The sequence below is a fragment of the Streptomyces sp. ISL-36 genome, assembly GCF_018614205.1.
GTDB lineage: Bacteria > Actinomycetota > Actinomycetes > Streptomycetales > Streptomycetaceae > Streptomyces.
On record NZ_JAGGOS010000039.1, the window covers coordinates 17,932 to 36,931 of the forward strand.

The following is a 19,000-nucleotide window of genomic DNA, read 5'->3' on the forward strand; positions in this document are numbered from 1 at the left end:
GTGTGATCGCGAAAGGGGCTGGTCAGCAATGCGGGAGCCGAGGACCTGGCAGCTCACGGCGTGCGCTGCCGTACTCGGTCTGGCTCTGGCCGCCGGAGCGGTGACCGCCGCCGGCCCGTGGGACAACGGTCAGCGTAAGGCCGAGCGGGCCCGCGCCGTCACCACGGCCCCCACAGGTGGCGCACATCACGCGGCACCGAGGCCCGCCGCCGGCCCGCCCCGCCCCGTCCCGGCCCCCAGCGCCGCCGGAGTGCTCCGCGCGCTCGCCGCCCCGCACACCACCCACCCGGGGGACCTCGCCGCCCTCCTCGTACCGCTCCTCGCCGACCCCGGCCTCGGCCCGCTGCGCACCGCGTCCGTCGTCGACGCGACCACCGGGAAGCAGCTGTACGGGGAGGGCGCCACCACCCCCATGACCCCCGCCTCCACCATCAAGATCGCCACCACGGTCGCCGCGCTCTCCGCACTCGGCCCCGACCACCGCATCCCCACCACCGTCACGGCCTCCCCGGACGGCCGCACCCTCACCCTCGTCGGCGGCGGCGACCCCACCCTCGACCCCGCCCGCCTCAAGACCCTGGCCACCGACACCGCCCGCGCCCTGAAGGGCCGACGCGTCACAGCCGTACGCCTGGCCTACGACACCAGCCTCTACACCGGCCCCTCCCGGCACCCCATCGGCCCCAACGAGAACATCGCCCCCGTCGTCGCCCTCATGACCCAGGAAGGGCGCCTCGACGACAGCGACAGCGGACCCGCCCCCCGCGCCGCCGACCCCGCCCACGACACCGCCACCGCCTTCGCCGAGCTCCTCGCCAAAGCCGGCGTCACCGTCCAGAACGCCCCCGCCCCCGCCCGCCCCTCCACAGCGCCCCCCAAGGCCGCCCCCCTGGCCCGCACGTACTCCGCGCCGCTCTCCACCCTCGTCGAACGCACCCTCACGCACAGCGACAACGACCTCGCCGAGGCCCTCGCCCGGCAGACCGCCCTCGCCCGCAAGCAGCCCGCCAGCTTCGACGGCGCGGGCAGAGCCGTCCGGGCCCAGCTCGACGCCCTCGGACTGCCGACCGCCGGAGCACGCTTCGCCGACGGCAGCGGCCTCTCCCGCGCCGACCGGATGTCCGCCGCCCTGCTCACCGGCCTCCTCACCCGAGCGGCCGACCCCGCCCGCCCCGCCCTGCGCCCCGTCCTCACCGGCCTGCCCATCGGCGGCTTCAGCGGCACCCTCAAGAGCCGCTTCGACACCGGACCCACCGCCACGGGAGCAGGCCTGATCCGCGCCAAGACCGGCACCCTGACAGGCGTCAACACCCTCGCCGGAACCGTCGTCACCGCCGACGGCCGACTCCTCGCCTTCGCCTTCCTGGCCGGCCGGACCCCCTCCTCCTACACCGCGCAGCCCGCCCTCGACCGGCTCTCCGCAGCCCTCGCACCGCAAGGCTGAGCCCGCTCCGACCCACCCCCAACCCGCACCGCACCCACCCTGATCCGGCGCCGAGAACGTACGGTTGACGCATGACGAGCATCGGTGGTGCCGAGATGGTCGACTGGAATCTCGCGGTCGCGACCGCAACCCGACTGGTGAAGCCGGGCCCCGAGGTGAGCCGTGAGGAGGCCCGCGACGTCGTCGCGGAGCTGCGCCGGCACGCCAAGGCGTCCGAGGAGCACGTCAGAGGCTTCACCCGGATGATCCCCGAGGGCCACGAACCACGGGACACCCCCGTCCTCGTCGTCGACCGGGCCGGCTGGATCAAGGCCAACGTCGCCGGCTTCCGCGAACTGCTCTCACCGCTCCTCGAAAAAATGCAGGAACGGCGCTCCAACACCCCCGGCGGCGCCGTGCTCGGCGCGGTCGGCGGCAAGGTCACCGGCGTCGAACTCGGCATGCTGCTGTCCTTCCTCGCCTCCCGCATCCTCGGCCAGTACGAGACCTTCGCCCCCGCCACCCGCGAATTCCCCGCCGGCGACCCCAACGACCCCGGCTCCGGCGGCGGACGCCTCCTGCTCGTCGCCCCCAACATCGTCCACGTCGAACGCGAACTCGCCGTCGACCCCCACGACTTCAGGCTCTGGGTCTGCCTCCACGAGGAGACCCACCGCACCCAGTTCACCGCCGTGCCCTGGCTCCGCGACCACCTGCAGGGCGAAATCCAGTCATTTCTCGGCGCCACCGAGGTCGACCCCTCCACCGTCGTCGAGCGGCTGCGCGAAGCCGCCCAAGCCCTCGCCGGCGGCCGCCCCGAAGGAGAAGAGGGCGAACCCGCACCCTCCCTCGTCGAACTCGTACAGACACCCGAACAGCGAGAGATCCTCGGCCGCCTCACCGCCGTCATGTCCCTCCTCGAAGGCCACGCCGACTACGTCATGGACGGCGTAGGACCCCAGGTCGTGCCCTCCGTCGCCGAGATCCGCGAGAAGTTCCAGCAACGCCGCGCCCGCGGCGCCTCCCGCCTCGACCTCGCCCTGCGCAAGCTCCTCGGCCTCGACGCCAAACTCCGCCAGTACCGCGACGGAGAGCGATTCGTACGGTCCGTCGTCGACCAGGTCGGCATGGACGGCTTCAACCGCGTGTGGACCTCCCCCAACACGCTCCCCACCAAGACAGAGATCGCCAAACCCGCGGAATGGGTGGCGAGGGTGCACCGTAAGGCAGACTCGTGAGACAGGTGCGACGGACGACGGAAGACCACGCCTCCAATCACCCATCCGAGGGACCGTAGGCAAGGGGTGGGGCGTGCAATGCTCGGGTAACGGCCAGGTTCTGTCACCATCGACGCACTCTGAGTGACCGAACCCCCTCTTCCGACCGTTAAGACTCCGACCGAGGCACCCCACTCCTTCACGAAGGGCACCGGACATGGGTCCCCATCCTGCGGTCGCGGCGATACGCCTGGCGGTCCGCCGCGTACTCCACGACGTCCTCACCGAACACCACACCCGCACCACCACACCCGGCAGCACGCCCGGCAGCACGCCCAGCGCGACGCCGGGCATGACGCCCGGCACCCAGCCACTGGTGCTCGTCGCCTGCTCCGGCGGCGCCGACTCCATGGCGCTCGCCTCCGCACTCGCCTTCGAATCCCGCAAACTCGCCGTCCGCGCCGGCGGCATCACCGTCGACCACGGCCTCCAGGACGGCTCCGACACCCGCGCCACCGAGGTCGCCGGCCGCATGGCCGCACTCGGCCTCGACCCCGTCGAAGCCGTCACCGTCACCGTCGGCCGCGAGGGAGGCCCCGAGGCCGCCGCCCGCGACGCCCGCTACGCCGCCCTCGACGCCGCCGCCGAACGCCACGGCGCCGCCGCCGTCCTACTCGGCCACACCCGCGACGACCAGGCCGAAACCGTCCTCCTCGGCCTCGCCCGCGGCTCCGGCATCCGCTCCCTCTCCGGCATGGCCGCCGTCTCCGGCGCCGCCGGACGCTACCGCCGCCCCTTCCTCGAACTCGACCGGCAGACCGTCCGCAAGGCCTGCGTCGCCCAAGAACTGGCCGTCTGGGACGACCCCCACAACGCCGACCCCGCCTACACCCGCTCCCGCCTCCGCCACGAAGGCCTCCCCGCCCTCGAGAAGGCCCTCGGCAAAGGCGTCGTCGAAGCCCTCGCCCGCACGGCCCAACTCTCCCGCGACGACGCCGACGCCCTCGACTCCTGGGCCGCCGACGCGGAAGCCTCCGTACGCGACGAAGCCGGCCGGCTCGAATGCGCCAAACTCTTCGGCCTCCCACCCGCCGTCCGCCGCCGCATCCTGCGCCGCGCCGTCATCGCCGAGGGCGCACCCGCCGGCTCCCTCTTCGCCCGCCACATCGAGGAGGTCGACCGACTCATCACGGGCTGGCGCGGCCAAGGAGCCATCAATCTGCCCGGTCGCGTCGAGGCACGACGACAGGGTGGCAGACTGGTCATTCGGCAAGGCTGACTCCACAGTCGCAAGCTGCAACGAAAGTGACCCGGGTGAACGAGAAGGACATGGGCACCGACCTCAAGTCGGTGCTCATCACCAAGGAAGAGATCGACGCGAAACTGGCCGAACTGGCCGCGAAGATCGACGCGGAGTACGCGGGCAAGGACCTGCTCATCGTCGGCGTCCTCAAGGGCGCCGTGATGGTGATGGCGGACCTGGCGCGCGCGCTGTCCACCCCCGTCACCATGGACTGGATGGCCGTCTCCTCCTACGGCGCCGGCACCCAGTCCTCCGGCGTCGTCCGGATCCTCAAGGACCTCGACACCGACATCAAGGGCAAGCACGTCCTGATCGTCGAGGACATCATCGACTCCGGCCTGACGCTGTCCTGGCTGCTCTCCAACCTCGGCTCGCGCGAACCGGCCTCCCTCGAGGTCTGCACCCTGCTGCGCAAGCCCGACGCCGCCAAGGTCGCGATCGACGTGAAGTGGATCGGCTTCGACATCCCGAACGAGTTCGTCGTCGGATACGGCCTGGACTATGCCGAGAAGTACCGCAACCTCCCCTTCGTCGGCACACTCGCGCCGCACGTGTACGGAGGCTGAGACAGGGGAACCCGCGCCGCCCTCCCACCGTTGAAGCAAGGGAAGGCGGCCGCGGGTGACAATGCTGGGGTACCGTCCGAAGAACAGCTTTTTCTCATAGCAGCTCTCACAGCAGCATTTACCTACGGGCAGGAGGGACGGAGCGTTCTCGCTCCGTATGGATGGACGTGAAGCGATACTTCCGTGGGCCGGTCATGTGGATCGTGCTGGCCGTCCTCGCCGTGGTCGTGCTGATGCAGGTCGTCGGCTCGTCCGAGGGCTACAAGACGGTCGACACCAGCAGGGTCGTCCAGGCCATCAACGACAAGCAGGCCGACCAGGTCAAGCTGACGACCGGCGACGAGCAGGTCATCAAGGTCGAGCTCAAGAAGAGCGCCGACAAGGACAAGTACGGCGGCAGCACCAAGATCCAGGCCAGCTACATCGGTGACCAGGGCGCCAACCTGACCACCACGCTCCAGGAACAGGCCGCCTCCGGCGCCCTGGACAAGGGCTACACCGTCTCCCCGGAGCGGCAGAGCCCGTTCCTCTCGGTGCTGCTCTCGCTGCTCCCCTTCGTCCTCATCGTCGTCGTCTTCCTGTTCCTGATGAACCAGATGCAGGGCGGCGGCTCCCGAGTCATGAACTTCGGGAAGTCCAAGGCCAAGCTGATCACCAAGGACACCCCGAAGACGACCTTCGCCGACGTGGCGGGGGCCGACGAGGCGGTCGAAGAGCTCCACGAGATCAAGGAGTTCCTCCAGGAGCCGGCGAAGTTCCAGGCCGTCGGCGCCAAGATCCCCAAGGGCGTGCTGCTCTACGGCCCGCCCGGAACCGGCAAGACCCTCCTCGCACGCGCCGTCGCGGGCGAGGCCGGCGTGCCGTTCTACTCGATCTCCGGCTCCGACTTCGTCGAGATGTTCGTCGGCGTCGGCGCCTCCCGGGTCCGCGACCTCTTCGAACAGGCCAAGGCGAACGCCCCGGCGATCGTCTTCGTCGACGAGATCGACGCCGTCGGACGGCACCGCGGTGCCGGACTCGGCGGCGGCCACGACGAGCGCGAGCAGACCCTCAACCAGCTCCTCGTCGAGATGGACGGCTTCGACGTGAAGGGCGGCGTCATCCTGATCGCCGCCACCAACCGGCCCGACATCCTCGACCCGGCACTCCTGCGCCCCGGCCGCTTCGACCGGCAGATCGCCGTCGACCGCCCGGACATGCAGGGCCGCCTGGAGATCCTCAAGGTCCACCAGAAGGGCAAGCCGGTCGCCCCGGACGTCGACCTGGGCGCGGTCGCCCGTCGTACGCCCGGCTTCACCGGTGCCGATCTCTCCAACGTCCTCAACGAAGCGGCGCTCCTCACCGCCCGTGGCGACAAGAAGCTGATCGACAACCACTCGCTGGACGAGGCGATCGACCGCGTGGTCGCGGGCCCGCAGAAGCGGACCCGGATCATGTCGGACAAGGAGAAGAAGATCACCGCGTACCACGAGGGCGGACACGCCCTGGTCGCGGCGGCCTCGCCGAACTCCGACCCGGTCCACAAGATCACCATCCTGTCCCGCGGCCGGGCCCTGGGCTACACCATGGTGCTCCCGGACGAGGACAAGTACTCGACCACCCGCAACGAGATGCTCGACCAGCTGGCGTACATGCTGGGCGGGCGCGCGGCCGAAGAACTCGTCTTCCACGACCCGACCACGGGCGCGGCGAACGACATCGAGAAGGCCACGGCCACCGCCCGCGCGATGGTCACCCAGTACGGCATGACCGAGCGGCTCGGCGCGATCAAGTTCGGTGGCGACAACACCGAGCCGTTCCTCGGCCGCGAGATGGCGCACCAGCGCGACTACTCGGAAGAGGTCGCGGCGCTGGTCGACGAAGAGGTCAAGAAGCTCATCGAGACCGCGCACAACGAGGCGTGGGAGATCCTCGTCGAGAACCGTGACGTCCTCGACAACCTCGTCCTGCGACTCCTGGAGAAGGAGACGCTGGGCAAGGAAGAGATCGCCGAGATCTTCGCCCCGATCGTCAAGCGCCCGGCCCGCCCGGCCTGGACCGGCTCCTCGCGCCGCACGCCCTCGACCCGGCCGCCGGTGCTCTCCCCCAAGGAGCTGGCACTGACCAACGGAGCGAACGGCACGAACGGCGGCACACCGGTGGACACCACCAAGACGCCGGCCACCGGCATCGAGGTGGCCCCGGAGGAGACCCCGGAGCCCTGACCGGCCCGACCCGGAATGGATGCCGCGCCCCCACAGGTTTTAGCCTGTGGGGGCGCGGCTATTCGCGCCATTCAGTCAGATGGAACGAGGCACAGATGACCGACCCGGTGACGCTGGACGGCGAGGGCAAGATCGGCGAGTTCGACGAGAAGCGCGCCGAGAACGCCGTACGAGAGCTCCTCATCGCGGTCGGTGAGGACCCGGACCGCGAGGGGCTGCGGGAGACGCCGGCGCGGGTGGCGCGGGCCTACAGGGAGCTGTTCGCGGGCCTGTGGCAGAAGCCCGAGGACGTTCTGACGACGACGTTCGACCTGGGTCATGACGAGCTGGTGCTCATGAAGGATATCGAACTGACATCCCAATGTGAGCATCATTTGCTACCGTTCCATGGCGTAGCTCACATTGGTTACATTCCGGCTGAAACGGGCAAAATCACCGGCCTGTCGAAGCTGGCGCGCCTCGTCGACGTCTTCGCCCGCCGTCCGCAGGTGCAGGAGCGGCTGACGACGCAGATCGCCGATTCCCTGATGGAGATCCTTGAGGCGCGTGGCGCGATCGTCGTCATCGAGGCCGAGCACATGTGCATGTCGCTGCGCGGCATCCGTAAGCCGGGCGCGAAGACGACGACCTCGGCGGTACGTGGCCAACTGCGTGACGCTACTACACGAGCCGAGGCCATGTCCCTGATATTGGCACGTTAGTCGCGGGTTGCCGGGATGGCCCCATACGGTCCCGATCAGTGGAGTTGATCACTGATCGAGGGGGATCGGTATGGGGTACGGGCTTTCCAGCAAGCAGCTGGTGAACCTCGTCGAAGGTTGCGCCCAGGCGAAGGCGGTTGTTCCCGGCCAAGCGATGTGGACGCTGGACGGCGACCGGACGGCGCAGACCATCGTCGCGGGCGTGACCGCGATCAAGGGGCGCGATGCCGTCGAGGTGGTCACGGAGCACGCGGCCTTCGTGGCGAGCCCCGACTTGCTGCTGGCCACGCCGGAGGGGTGGACGCACGCCGCAGATGCGGCGGGGGCGACGGTCGCCTGGACGTATGCGCGAAAACTGTGCCGGGAGCGGCTGAGGATCAGGCCGGGGTACGAGTTCGGCTACTTCGTGGGGGCCACGTGCGCCGACGGGACCGTCGGGAAGAACTACGTCTCGCTGATCGTCAACGAGGAGGACTTCGCGGCCCGGTACGCGACCGCTCTGACGGCCTGCACAGGTCTGCCTGCCCGCCTGGAAGCGGTGATCCGGCCGTCCGGCTATCTGAAGCGGGACCTGCCGGGGTACCGAGTACGCGTCGTGTCGTCGTACCTCTCCGATGCCATGAGGCACTACGTCGGAGGCGACCCCCATCACATGCGGCAAAGGTTTCCTCGTGTGGTCCTGCGGGACATCGACACGTTCGACGGCTTCCTCGACGGATACATCGATGGTGACGGTTGCCGCATCAAGGGTTGGCCTGGGCGGGTGATCGTGAGCGCCAATGTGGCGTTCCTGGCCGAGATCGCTCCCATCATCGGAGCGCGGTTCACCCCGTCGACCACGAGAGCCTCGCGGCTCTGTGTGTCGAATCGCTGGGCGAGCCGGGGCACCTTCGTTGCCGAGCAGCACCGCCTCGACCCGCCGGAATCCTCTTGGGTCCAGGTCCGTGAGGTTCGTCCCCGCCCTGCCCTCGGGGCCAAGCCCTTCACGTTCTACAGCTACCGGCTCGAACCGCACCCCACCTTCCTGGTGAACGGGCACCTCGTGCGCGAACCCTGGTGACAGGGGGCGTCAGGACGCCGGTGCCGTGCCCTTGCCGTTCTCGTCGTCCTCGGGGAGCTTGCAGACGCGTTCCAGGAACAGGGCCGCCGCGATCACGCCGATGCCCGCAAGGACCGAGAAGCCCGCGTAGATCGCCTGGTCGCGGCGGGACGGGATGTCGAGGGAGCCCAGCAGGAAGACGCCGACGCCGCCGTACATGCCGGAGACCAGGGCGGCGACCAGCGCGCTGGCCTGGCCGAAGACCACCGCGCGGGCCGCCATCAGCGGCTCCACGCCCTTCGCGCCGGGCCGGCGTTCGCGCTGGGCCTTGAGGCGGGAGCGGAGGGAGAGGGCCGTCGCCGTCAGGACGACCGCGATCGCCGCCAGCACGATCGGCGCGGCGAGCGGCACGCTCGGCAGGGTGCCGATCGCGTCCCAGAGCCGGGCGGCGCCCCAGGACAGGATCCCGGCCACGATGAACAGTCCGGCGAGCACCTTGAGCCGCAGTTGTTTCACCGGGTGTCCTTCGTCTCTGCGTCCGGGCGGGATGTCGATCTCTGACGAGACTAACGACTACTCGGGCAGACGGAGTTCCAGGTCGCCACGCGGCACGACTCCTTCGCGGCCGATCGCCGCGAGCAGGTCCGTGACGGTCCCGTGGCCGGGCAGCTGGGCGTCGGGGTCCACGTCGTGCCAGGGGGCCAGGACGAAGGCCCGCTGGTGGGCGCGGGGGTGGGGGAGGGTGAGGACGGGGTCGTCGGAGACCACGTCGGCGTAGGCCACGATGTCGACGTCGATGGTGCGGGCGCCCCAGCGCTCTTCGCGGATCCGGTGGAAGGCCTCTTCGACGGCGTGTGCCCGCTCCAGGAGGGAGGAGGGCGGCAGGGTGGTCTTCACGAGGGCGACCGCGTTGAGGTACGAGGGCTGGGAGCCGGGCTCGACGCCCCAGGGCTCTGTCTCGTACACGCCGGAGACGGCCTTGACCCGGAGGCCGGGGGTGTCCTCCAAGGCGTCGATGGCGCCCTGGAGGGTCTCCAGGCGGTTGCCGAGGTTGGCTCCGAGGGCGATGACGGCCCACTTGGGGTTGGAGAGCGTCACGTCGGCGGCGTCGACCGCCTCGACGACGGAGGCCGGTACGGGCTGCACGGTCGGGTCGCTGTGCGTGGCTTTCACACTCGGCTCCGGGTGATGGTGATGGTCACGTCGTCGAAGGGGACCGTGATGGGTGCGTCCGGCTTGTGGACGACGACCTCGACCTCCTGGACGCCGGCGTGCTTGAGGCACTGCTGGGCGATCCGCTCGGCGAGGGTCTCGATCAGGTCCACGGGCTCGCCCTGGACCACGTCGACGACTTCCTCGGCGACGACTCCGTAGTGCACGGTTTTCGTCAGGTCGTCGTCGGCGGCCGCGGGGCGGGTGTCCAGGCCGAGGACGAGGTCCACGATGAAGGTCTGGCCTTCCTCGCGTTCCTTGGGGAAGACGCCGTGGTGTCCTCGGGCCTTGAGGCCGCGCAGCGCGACACGATCCACGCGAATCACTCCTGCTGTCGTAGTTCTTGTGAGCACGCAGCCGGGTGCGGTCGGCGTCGTTGCCCACATCGAATCTACCTGCGGGCACCGACAACACGTGCCCACGGGGGCGGGAGGTGGGGGCCACAGGCACTGGGAGCGGCCCCTACCCAGAGTCTTCCGGTCCAATCCCCGGATGCACCCGAAAGGGCCCAGGAGCCCGTCAGGCGCCGGGCTCCTCGTCCTCCTCCTCGTCGGATTCGGTCAGGACGGGGGAGCCGTGGTGGGACCAGATCCGCCATCCCTCGAATGTGCGGCGGAACACATTGGTGGCGACGACGAGCTGGCCCACGAGCGGACCGAGCTCGGCCCCGTCCTCGGCCGGTCCGCCGCTGAGGATGTTCTCGGTGCAGGTGACGACGGCGACGTCGCCGGCGAGGGAGATCTGCACGTCGGTGAGGAAGAACTGGATGTACTCGGTGTTCGCCATGATCAGGGCGTACGAGCGGAGTACCTCGCCGCGTCCGGAGAGCACCGGCCAGCCGGGGTGGACGCAGGAGACGGGGGTGGCGCCGTCGTCGAGCCAGAGTGTGGAGATCTCCTCGAAGTCGCCGCGTTCCATCGCCTCGTAGAAGGCGGTGTTGGCGGCCTCGACCGCTTCGGTGTCGGTCTGGTGGGTCACGCGGCTCCCTCGACGGCTCTGGCGACCCGTACGGCGTCGGCGGTGGCCCTGACCTCGTGGACGCGGACGGCCCAGGCGCCCTCGTGGGCGGCGATGGCCGAGACGGCGGCGGTGGCCGCGTCGCGTTCGCGGGCGGGGGGCGGGGCGGCGCCGTCGTGGGCGAGGACATGGCCGAGGAAGCGCTTGCGGGAGGCGGCCACGAGCAGGGGTCTGCCGAGGGTGCGCAGGTCGGCGAGGTGGGCGACGAGGGCGAGGTCGTGGGGGGCGTGCTTGGCGAAGCCGAGGCCGGGGTCGATGACGATGCGCTCGGGTGCGATGCCGCCTGCGACGACGGCCTCCATGCGGTGGCGCAGTTCGGTGAGGACTTCGCCGACGACGTCGTCGTACACGGCGAGGCTGTTCATGTCCTTGCTGAAGCCGCGCCAGTGCATGACGACGAAGGGGACTTCGGCGGCGGCGACGGCGGGGACCATCTGGGGGTCGGCGAGGCCGCCGCTGACGTCGTTCACGAGGGTGGCTCCGGCCGCGACGGCTGCGTGGGCGACGGAGGCGCGCATGGTGTCGACCGAGACGGTGACGCCTTCGGCGGCGAGGTCGCGGACGACGGGGACGACGCGGCGCAGTTCCTCGGCCTCGTCGACCCGGCTGGCGCCGGGGCGGGTGGATTCGCCGCCGACGTCGACGAGGTCGGCGCCTTCGGCGACCAGGTCGAGCCCGTGTTTGACCGCGGCCGTGGTGTCGAACCAGCGGCCGCCGTCGGAGAAGGAGTCCGGCGTCACGTTGACGACGCCCATGACCGCACAGCGGTCCCACTCCGGCAGGCCCCAGGCCGTGCCTCGTCCGCTCAACGTACTCATATGACCAGCCTAGGGGGTGCCTGGGCCGGGAGGTCGGGTCAGGCGGCGCGGACCTCGTGGCTGTCGTCGGTGCGGCCGATGTGGGCGCAGGTGGGGGCCGGGGGCGTGGTGCGGCGGCGGGAGAAGGGGCGGGGGAGCTGGAGGTTCACGAAGCCCTCGGCCTGCATGGCGGCGAAGCCGATGCGGGGGAGGTCACGGCTCTTGCGGTAGACGACGAAGCGGGGTTCCCAGCGGGGTCGGAACTTGGCGTTGAATTTGTACAGCGACTCGATCTGGAACCAGCGGGAGAGGAAGACGAGCAGTCCGCGCCAGAGCCGCAGGACGGGGCCGGCGCCGATTTTCTCGCCGCGGGCGAGGGCCGCGCGGAACATGGCGAAGTTGAGCGAGACGCGTTCGATGCCGAGTCGGGGGGATTCCTGGAGGGCGGCGACGATGAGGAGCTCGTTCATGCCGGGGTCGGCGGAGCGGTCGCGGCGCATCAGTTCCAGGGACATGCCGTCGGTGCCCCAGGGTACGAAGTGGATGATCGCTTTGAGGTCGCCGTAGGGGGAGTCGGGGTCGTCCTTGTGGGCGGTCGCTATGACCGCGTCGCCGTCGCCCGCTTCGCCGATCCGGCCGAGGGCCATGGAGAAGCCGCGTTCGGTGTCGGTGCCGCGCCAGTCGGCGGCGGCGCGTCGTACGCGTGCGAGTTCGCCGTCGGAGAGGTCACGGACGCGCCGGACCTGGGTGGTGTAGCCGTTGCGCTCGATTCGCTTCACCATCTGGCGCACGTTGCGCATCGCGCGCCCGGAGAGTGAGAAATCCGCGACGTCCACCACCGCCTCGTCGCCCAGTTCGAGGGCGTCGAGGCCGGTCTCGCGGGTCCAGACCTCGCCGCCGGTTTCGGAGCAGCCCATGACGGCGGGGGTCCAGGAGTGGGCTTTGGCCTCGTCCATGAAGCGTTCGATGGCGCCGGGCCAGGCTTCGACGTCGCCGATGGGGTCGCCGCTGGCGAGCATGACGCCGGAGACGACGCGGTAGCAGACGGCGGCCTTGCCGCTGGGGGAGAAGACGACGCCTTTGTCGCGGCGGAGTGCGAAGTGGCCGAGGGAGTCGCGGCCGCCGTGCTTGTCGAGGAGGGCGCGGAGTTTGGTCTCGTCGTCCTCGGTGAGGCGGGCGGCCGGGTGTTCGGGGCGGAAGGCCAGGTAGATGGTGGTGAGGGCGGTCAGCATGCCGAGGGCGCCGAGGGAGTAGCCGACGGTCCAGTCGACGTTGCCGGTGTAGCCGACGGGGCCTTCGAAGCCGAAGAGCCCGTAGAGGACGTGTTCCAGACGGTCCGTGAGGCTGGGGTTGCCGATGATGCGGCGGGGGTGGGCGCTGACGACGACGAGGCCGAGGGCGATGGATCCGGCGCCCATGAGGACGAAGTTGGCGAGTGCTTTCCAGCGGCTGCGGGGGTCGGGGAGGGCGGCGAACTCGCCGCGGTGGCGCAGTAGCAGGGCGAGGAGGGTGAGGGAGAGCAGGGCGCCGAGGACGGAGTGGCGCCAGACGAACTGGGCAGCGGCGCCGAGCGGGAGGAGGACGACGGCGGCGCGCCAGGCGCGGCGCTTGTGTCGCTTGAGGCCGTGGGCGAGGAGGAGGAGCAGGACGCCGGCGCTGAGGGAGAGGGCGGCGGAGAGCGGGCCGAGGGTGCCGGGGAGGACTTCGGCGACCGCGTGCATGCGGCTGGCGCGGAAGCGGGGGAAGACGCCCGCCGCGATGTCGATGAGTCCGATGAGCGTGCAGGCCGTGCCGATGAGGGAGGGGACCTTCTCGGGGCGAGGTCCGCGCAGAATCCGGCGTACTCGATCCGGAACCGATCGTGATTTGTCCCCATCTACCGTGACAGACATCGCTTCCCGTGCTTCCCGTGATCCGCGAGAGATTGGTGGTCCGGCGGCCGCGCGGTGGTCGGGGGCGGGCCGTGCCGGAGGTTTTGCTCCCTCTAGGACGGCTCTGCGGGGATGCGGGTTCACTCGCTCACAGGAAATTCTCAAGGAAGAAAGCTCGAACGACTCATGGGTCTCACCAGCAACATTGTCCTGGGCCTTGCCGTCGCGCTGGCCGTGGTGCTGTTCGTCGCCACGATCTGGCTCTGGCCACGGCTCGCCCGCGGTGGCTGGCGGGCCGTCCTGGGGCGGATCGGGCTGCTGCTCGCGACGCAGTTCGCGCTGTTCGCCTCGGTGGGGCTCGCGGCGAACAACTCGTTCCTCTTCTACGGTTCCTGGGCCGATCTGTTCGGTCAGGAGCAGGACCTCGGGGTGGTCGTGGACCATGCGGCGGGTTCGAAGGACATCAAGGTCGTCGGTACGCAGGCGCTGGACGTGCCCGGTGGCGGCCGTCCGGCGGTCGGCGGGCAGATCCAGAAGATCGTCGTCGCGGGTGAGAAGTCGAAGATCGACTCGCCGGCCTATGTGTATCTGCCGCCGGAGTACTTCCAGGAGGAGTACGCGAAGAGCACCTTTCCGGCTTCCGTGGTGCTGACCGGCTATCCGGGTACGGCCGAGAACCTTCTCAAGGGGCTGAAGTACCCGAAGACGGCCTTCCTGCAGGCCAGGGAGAAGAAGATGCAGCCGATGATCCTGGTGATGCTGCGTCCGACGGTGGCGCCGCCCCGGGACACCGAGTGCGTGGACGTCCCCGGGGGTCCGCAGACCGAGACGTTCTTCGCGGAGGATCTGCCGAAGGCGGTCTCGGAGACGTACCGGGTGGGGAGGAAGCCGCGGAACTGGGGGTTCATGGGGAACTCGACCGGTGGTTACTGCGCGCTGAAGATCGCGTTGCACCATCCGGACCGGTTCGCGGCGGGGGCGGGTTTCTCGGCGTACTACAAGGCGGCGGAGGACGTGACCACCGGTGATCTCTTCCATGGGGACGGCAAGGCCCGCAAGCGGGCGAATCTGCTGTGGAGCCTGGATCACGTGCCGCAGGGGAGGTCGTCGTTCCTGGTGACGACGTCGAAGCAGGGGGAGGGGAACCGGAAGGAGACCCTCGACTTCATCGAGAAGGTGAAGGCCCCGGCGAGGGTCTCCTCGATCACGCTGGACAGCGGGGGGCACAACTTCAACACCTGGAACCGGGAGATCCCGCCGGGCCTGGTGTGGATGAGCGGGCGGCTCAGCGCGAAGTGAGTTCTTCCCGGGGGGCGGCGGGATCGGCCCGGCGCAGGGCGCGGTGGATTCCGGCCGGGGTGAGGACGCCGGCGTAGCGGCCGCCCTGGGTGGGGTCGGTGACGGGGAGCCAGCCGGTGTCGTCCCGGAGGAGTGCCGCCAGGGCCTCCCGGAGGGAGGCGCCGAGGGCGACGGGTTCGGGGGCCGGGTGGGTGCGGCCGGGTTGGTCCGCGGTGATCCAGCCCGCGACGCGGCCGTCGGTGTCGAGGACGACGGACCAGGGGGCGTCGCCGCTGGTGGCGCCCGGGACGGTGGCGTCGCCGGCGGTGGCCGGGTCGCCGGGGGTGGTGAGGCCGCCGGCTGCGTCGGCGTTGTTCGCGCTGGTGCCGGGGCGGCGCAGGACCGGGACCTCCTCCAGGGCGGCGGTGTCCACCGCGGTGACGGAGAGCCGCTTCAGGCTGCGGTCCGCGCCGACGAAGTCGGCGACGTACGGGGTGGCGGGGGCGCCGAGCACGGTGGCGGGTGTGTCGAACTGTTCGATCGTCCCGTGGCCGTAGACGGCGATGCGGTCGCCGAGGCGGACGGCCTCCTCCAGGTCGTGGGTGACGAGCAGGACGGTCTTGCGGACCTGGGACTGCAGGCGCAGGAACTCGTTCTGCAGGTGCTCGCGGACGACAGGGTCGACGGCGCCGAAGGGTTCGTCCATCAGCAGCACGGGCGGGTCGGCGGCCAGGGCGCGGGCCACGCCGACGCGCTGGCGCTGTCCGCCGGAGAGCTGCTCGGGGTAGCGGGCGCCGTAGGTCTTGGGGTCGAGGCCGACGAGGTCGAGGAGTTCGGCGGCGCGGGCGCGGGCCCTGGCGCGGGAGACGCCGAGCAGGTGGGGGACGGTCGCGGTGTTGTCGAGGACCGTCCGGTGCGGGAAGAGGCCGACCTGCTGGATGACGTAGCCGATGCGGCGGCGCAGTTGGACCGGGTCGACGGCGGATATGTCCTCGCCGTCCAGGAAGATGCGGCCCTCGGTCGGTTCGACGAGCCGGTTCACCATCTTCATCGTGGTGGTCTTTCCGCAGCCGGACGGGCCGACCAGGGTGACCAGTTCACCCTCGGCGACCTCGAAGGAGAGGTCGTCGACGGCGGTGGTGCCGTCCGCGTACCGCTTGGTCACATGCTCGAACCGGATCATGGCTCCCATTCTGGCTCCTGGCGGCCGGGTGTGTGTGAAGGGCGTGTTGCCGCAGGGTGGCGGTCCTCGGCGATTGTCGGTGGCGGGGGTTAGGGTCGCCACACATACGTTCGGAGGTACGGGCGCCCGGGGGGAGGGCACATGAGCACGTCGAACTGTCTGGTGACGAACGACTGGATCTGCGGGGAGTATCTGCGCACCCGCGGCGAGGAGTTGACCGACGCGACGGTCCAGCACGTGGGGATCACCGTCGTGTCGGTCCTGATCGGACTCGCCGTCGCCTTTCCGCTCGCGCTGCTGGTACGGGCCCGCCCCCGCCTCGCCGGGCCGGTGCTCGGCCTGACGACCCTGCTCTACACGATTCCGTCCCTGGCCATGTTCTCGCTGCTGCTGCCGTTCTTCGGTCTCTCGGCGGCGCTGGTGGTCACCGGGCTCGTGCTGTATTCGCTGACGATTCTCGTACGGAACATCCTGGCGGGCCTGGACGCGGTGCCGGCCGAGGCGCGGGAGGCCGCGCGCGGTATGGGGTACGGGCCCGCGCGGCTGCTGTGGGAGGTCGAACTCCCCCTCGCGCTGCCCGCTCTGATGGCCGGGATACGGATGGCGACGGTCTCCACGATCGCGCTGACGACGGTCGGCGCGATCGTCGGACGCGGCGGGCTGGGGAATCTGATCGAGGACGCGCTGCCGACCTTCTTCAAGGCCCAGGTGCTCGCGGCCTCGGTGCTGTGCGTGCTCCTGGCGGTCGTCGCCGACCTGCTCCTCCTCGGCGTGCAGCGGCTGCTCACGCCGTGGACCCGCATACGGACCGTGCCGGGGGGCGGGTGAGATGGGGATCGTGACCGACGCCTGGAGCTGGCTGACCACCGGTGCCCACTGGTCGGGCGACGGCGGGGTGGGGCACCGGCTCGCCGAGCACACCTACGTGAGCGGGACGGCGCTGCTCCTGGCCTGCGCCGTCGCGCTGCCGCTGGGGCTGTGGCTCGGCCATCTCGGCAAGGGCGGCACGACCGCCATCAACGTCTCCAACGCGGGGCGGGCGGTCCCCGTCTTCGCGGTCCTGGCCCTCTTCATGGTGTCGCCGCTGCGCAACGCCGGCTATGTCCCCACGGTGATCGCGCTGGTGCTCTTCGCGGTGCCGCCGCTGCTCACCAACGCGTACGTGGGGATGCGGGAGGTGGACCGGGCGGTGGTGGAGGCCGCGCGGGGGATGGGCATGTCGGGCGGGCAGGTCTTCCTCAGGGTCGAACTGCCGCTCGCCCGCCCGCTGGTCATGACCGGACTGCGCTCGGCCGCCGTCCAGGTGGTCGCCACCGCGACCATCGCGGCGATGGTCGGCCAGGGAGGCCTCGGCCGGATCATCACCGCCGGGTTCAACACGTACAACACCCCGCAGGTGGTCGCGGGCGCGCTGCTCGTGGCGCTGCTCGCCCTCCTGGTGGAGGGCGCGCTGGTGGGGGCGGACCGGCTGCTCGGACGGCGCGCGGGACACGACGGCACGACACGACGGAACGACGACTGGGATGGGTGATCTCGTGAGCAGGACCTCGCGTATCGCGGGTGCGGTATTGGGCATGGCGGCGCTGACCGTCTCCCTCGCCGCATGCGGCGGCGACAGCCTGGAGGAGGGGAAGGCGGGCGGCGCGAGCGGCTCGGGGAAGGGCTCCGGGAAGGGCTCGCTGGTCGTGGGCGCGGCGGCGTTCACCGAGTCCAAGGTGCTCGCGGAGCTCTACGCACAGGTGCTGAACGACGCCGGATACTCCGCGACCGTCACCACGGTGAAGAACCGAGAGTTGTACGAACCCTCGCTGGAGAAGGGCGAGATCGACGTCGTACCGGAATACGCGGCGACGATCGCGGAATTCCTCAATGCCAAGGCGAACGGCCCGAAGGCGCCCGAGGAGAAGCCGGTCGCCTCCGGTGACGCGGCGGCGACGGTGGAGGCTCTGAAGAAGCTCGCCGAGCCGCGTGGACTGAAGGTGCTGGCGGTCGGCGAGGCCGTCGACCAGAACGCCTTCGCGGTGTCGAAGGAATTCGCCGAGAAGAACAAGCTGAAGACGCTTTCCGATCTCGGCCGCGCCAAGCTGAAGGTGAAGATCGCGGCTGGTGACGAATGCGAGATACGGCCGTTCTGCGCCCCGGGTCTGAAGAAGACCTATGGGATCGACGTGGCCGGCATCGACCCCAAGGGCGTCGGGACGCCGCAGTCGAAGCAGGCGGTCAAGGACGGCGTGGACCAACTGGTGCTGACCACCACGACGGACGCGACCGTGGAGAGCTTCGGACTGGTCTTCCTCGCCGACGACAAGAAGCTGCAGAACGCCGACAATGTGCTGCCGGTCGTCCATGCGAAGGACGCCGGATCGCCGGAGATAGCCGCCGCGCTCGACAAGATCACAAAGGTGCTGACGACGGCCGATCTCGCCGAACTGAACCGCAAGGTGGACGCCGAGCGGGCGAAGCCGGCGGACGTGGCGAAGGCCTATCTGGAGTCGAAGGGGCTGGTCAAGAAGTAGGGGTCGGGTAAGGGGAGTCGGTCCGGTCCGGCGGAGGCCCCGCCGCTATGGCGAGAAGTGGCCAAGAGATTGCCGGGCCGACGCCCCATACGGCGCCTACGCACGGTAAATTTCAGGCCATGCCACGTGGACGCCACCGCCATTCCCCTCCCCTGCACAAGCTTCTGCCGCCTTCCACGGTCGCCGGAGCTTCGGTCGTCTGTGCCGCGGGCGCCTGGCTGCTCGCCGATCCCGTGGTGCTGCGGCTGCTCGTGGCCGCGGCCGCGGCGGCCGCCGTCACCGGTGGCGTCATCATGCGCAGTTGGGACCGGAGCGCCGGGCGGCAGGTCGCCGAGCTGACCCGGGCGCGGACCGCGGACCAGTGGAAGACCGAGGAGCGGATAGCCGAGCTCGAAGCCGATCTCGAGGAGTCCCGCGAGCTGCGGGCCAAGCTCGACGCGAAGCTGCGCGCCAAGCGGGTCGAACTCGCCGGACTGCGCGGCGAGCACGCCGAGCTGCTGCGCCGGTACGCCACCGCCGAGACCGAGCGGGCCAGCGCCCTGGAGGGCCGCCGTCAGCTGGCCCTGGAGGCGACCTCCCCGGCCAGGGCGCTGCCCGCCGCCGGTTCCACGCCGACGCCCGACGCCTACCGCCAGGCCGCCGACGCCCTGCGCAACCTCGCGCGCAACGCCGC

At 70.3% G+C, this 19,000-nt stretch carries 18 protein-coding genes and 1 pseudogene; 12 read left to right on the plus strand and 7 right to left on the minus strand.

Annotated features, from left to right (window positions below; all coding sequences use genetic code 11):
• Window positions 1-28: 28 nt before the first annotated feature.
• The 7 genes from dacB to J7E93_RS09865 all read left to right on the plus strand — a co-directional run bounded on the left by dacB (window position 29) and on the right by J7E93_RS09865 (window position 8,474).
• Window positions 29-1,444, plus strand: coding sequence for a D-alanyl-D-alanine carboxypeptidase/D-alanyl-D-alanine-endopeptidase (gene dacB / locus J7E93_RS09835; protein WP_215067483.1), 1,416 nt, complete (start codon window positions 29-31; stop codon window positions 1,442-1,444).
• A 71-nt stretch (window positions 1,445-1,515) separates the two neighbouring features.
• Window positions 1,516-2,661, plus strand: a complete 1,146-nt coding sequence (locus J7E93_RS09840) for a zinc-dependent metalloprotease (protein ID WP_215067485.1) — start codon at window positions 1,516-1,518, stop codon at window positions 2,659-2,661.
• A gap of 196 nt (window positions 2,662-2,857) precedes the next feature.
• Window positions 2,858-3,919: a tRNA lysidine(34) synthetase TilS gene (gene tilS, locus J7E93_RS09845; RefSeq protein WP_215067487.1), complete on the plus strand. Its 1,062-nt coding sequence runs from the start codon at window positions 2,858-2,860 to the stop codon at window positions 3,917-3,919.
• A 50-nt stretch (window positions 3,920-3,969) separates the two neighbouring features.
• Entirely contained in the window at window positions 3,970-4,509 is a 540-nt protein-coding gene (hpt, locus tag J7E93_RS09850; protein ID WP_132917781.1) for a hypoxanthine phosphoribosyltransferase, read from the plus strand.
• 161 nt (window positions 4,510-4,670) lie between these two features.
• Complete coding sequence (ftsH, locus tag J7E93_RS09855) at window positions 4,671-6,713, plus strand: ATP-dependent zinc metalloprotease FtsH (protein ID WP_215067489.1); 2,043 nt, start codon at window positions 4,671-4,673, stop codon at window positions 6,711-6,713.
• A 95-nt stretch (window positions 6,714-6,808) separates the two neighbouring features.
• A complete protein-coding gene (folE, locus tag J7E93_RS09860; RefSeq protein ID WP_215067491.1) occupies window positions 6,809-7,414 on the plus strand; it encodes a GTP cyclohydrolase I FolE in 606 nt (201 codons plus the stop codon).
• A gap of 70 nt (window positions 7,415-7,484) precedes the next feature.
• Window positions 7,485-8,474, plus strand: a complete 990-nt coding sequence (locus tag J7E93_RS09865) for a hypothetical protein (RefSeq protein ID WP_251066314.1) — start codon at window positions 7,485-7,487, stop codon at window positions 8,472-8,474.
• A 9-nt stretch (window positions 8,475-8,483) separates the two neighbouring features.
• Here the strand turns inward: J7E93_RS09865 and J7E93_RS09870 are convergent, their stop codons facing one another.
• From J7E93_RS09870 to J7E93_RS09895, 6 genes are all read right to left on the minus strand, one after another.
• Entirely contained in the window at window positions 8,484-8,969 is a 486-nt protein-coding gene (locus J7E93_RS09870; RefSeq protein ID WP_215067493.1) for a DUF3180 domain-containing protein, read from the minus strand.
• Between the two features lie 57 nt (window positions 8,970-9,026).
• On the minus strand, window positions 9,027-9,626 hold the full coding sequence (gene folK, locus J7E93_RS09875) for a 2-amino-4-hydroxy-6-hydroxymethyldihydropteridine diphosphokinase (RefSeq protein WP_308368208.1): 600 nt from the start codon (window positions 9,624-9,626) through the stop codon (window positions 9,027-9,029).
• Window positions 9,623-9,982, minus strand: a complete 360-nt coding sequence (folB, locus tag J7E93_RS09880; protein ID WP_158988273.1) for a dihydroneopterin aldolase — start codon at window positions 9,980-9,982, stop codon at window positions 9,623-9,625. The genes folK and folB overlap by 4 nt, the downstream gene beginning before the upstream one ends.
• Window positions 9,983-10,184: 202 nt before the next feature.
• Complete coding sequence (locus tag J7E93_RS09885) at window positions 10,185-10,643, minus strand: nuclear transport factor 2 family protein (RefSeq protein ID WP_215067497.1); 459 nt, start codon at window positions 10,641-10,643, stop codon at window positions 10,185-10,187.
• Complete coding sequence (folP, locus tag J7E93_RS09890) at window positions 10,640-11,500, minus strand: dihydropteroate synthase (RefSeq protein WP_215067499.1); 861 nt, start codon at window positions 11,498-11,500, stop codon at window positions 10,640-10,642. The genes J7E93_RS09885 and folP overlap by 4 nt, the downstream gene beginning before the upstream one ends.
• Before the next feature lie 38 nt (window positions 11,501-11,538).
• Window positions 11,539-13,371 (minus strand): phosphatidylglycerol lysyltransferase domain-containing protein, encoded by a 1,833-nt coding sequence (locus J7E93_RS09895; RefSeq protein ID WP_215067501.1) that lies wholly within the window; start codon window positions 13,369-13,371, stop codon window positions 11,539-11,541.
• 165 nt (window positions 13,372-13,536) lie between these two features.
• On the opposite strand from J7E93_RS09895, the gene J7E93_RS09900 reads away from it, so the two are divergent.
• Complete coding sequence (locus J7E93_RS09900; protein WP_215067503.1) at window positions 13,537-14,649, plus strand: esterase family protein; 1,113 nt, start codon at window positions 13,537-13,539, stop codon at window positions 14,647-14,649.
• On the opposite strand, the gene J7E93_RS09905 is transcribed toward J7E93_RS09900, so the two are convergent.
• Complete coding sequence (locus J7E93_RS09905) at window positions 14,636-15,811, minus strand: ABC transporter ATP-binding protein (RefSeq protein WP_215067505.1); 1,176 nt, start codon at window positions 15,809-15,811, stop codon at window positions 14,636-14,638. The genes J7E93_RS09900 and J7E93_RS09905 overlap by 14 nt on opposite strands.
• Before the next feature lie 141 nt (window positions 15,812-15,952).
• Here J7E93_RS09905 and J7E93_RS09910 point away from each other — a divergent pair, with 141 nt between their 5' ends.
• From J7E93_RS09910 to J7E93_RS09925, 4 genes and pseudogenes are all read left to right on the plus strand, one after another.
• On the plus strand, window positions 15,953-16,639 hold the full coding sequence (locus J7E93_RS09910; protein WP_215067507.1) for an ABC transporter permease: 687 nt from the start codon (window positions 15,953-15,955) through the stop codon (window positions 16,637-16,639).
• 1 nt (window position 16,640) lies between these two features.
• The gene (locus tag J7E93_RS09915) at window positions 16,641-17,342 is read left to right on the plus strand and encodes an ABC transporter permease (RefSeq protein ID WP_215067509.1); all 702 of its coding nucleotides are present in this window, start codon (window positions 16,641-16,643) and stop codon (window positions 17,340-17,342) included.
• On the plus strand, window positions 17,335-18,327 hold the full coding sequence (locus tag J7E93_RS09920; protein WP_215067511.1) for an ABC transporter substrate-binding protein: 993 nt from the start codon (window positions 17,335-17,337) through the stop codon (window positions 18,325-18,327). Before J7E93_RS09915 ends, J7E93_RS09920 begins: the two co-directional genes overlap by 8 nt.
• 119 nt (window positions 18,328-18,446) lie before the next feature.
• Window positions 18,447-19,000: pseudogene (locus J7E93_RS09925) on the plus strand (hypothetical protein); the annotation flags it as partial.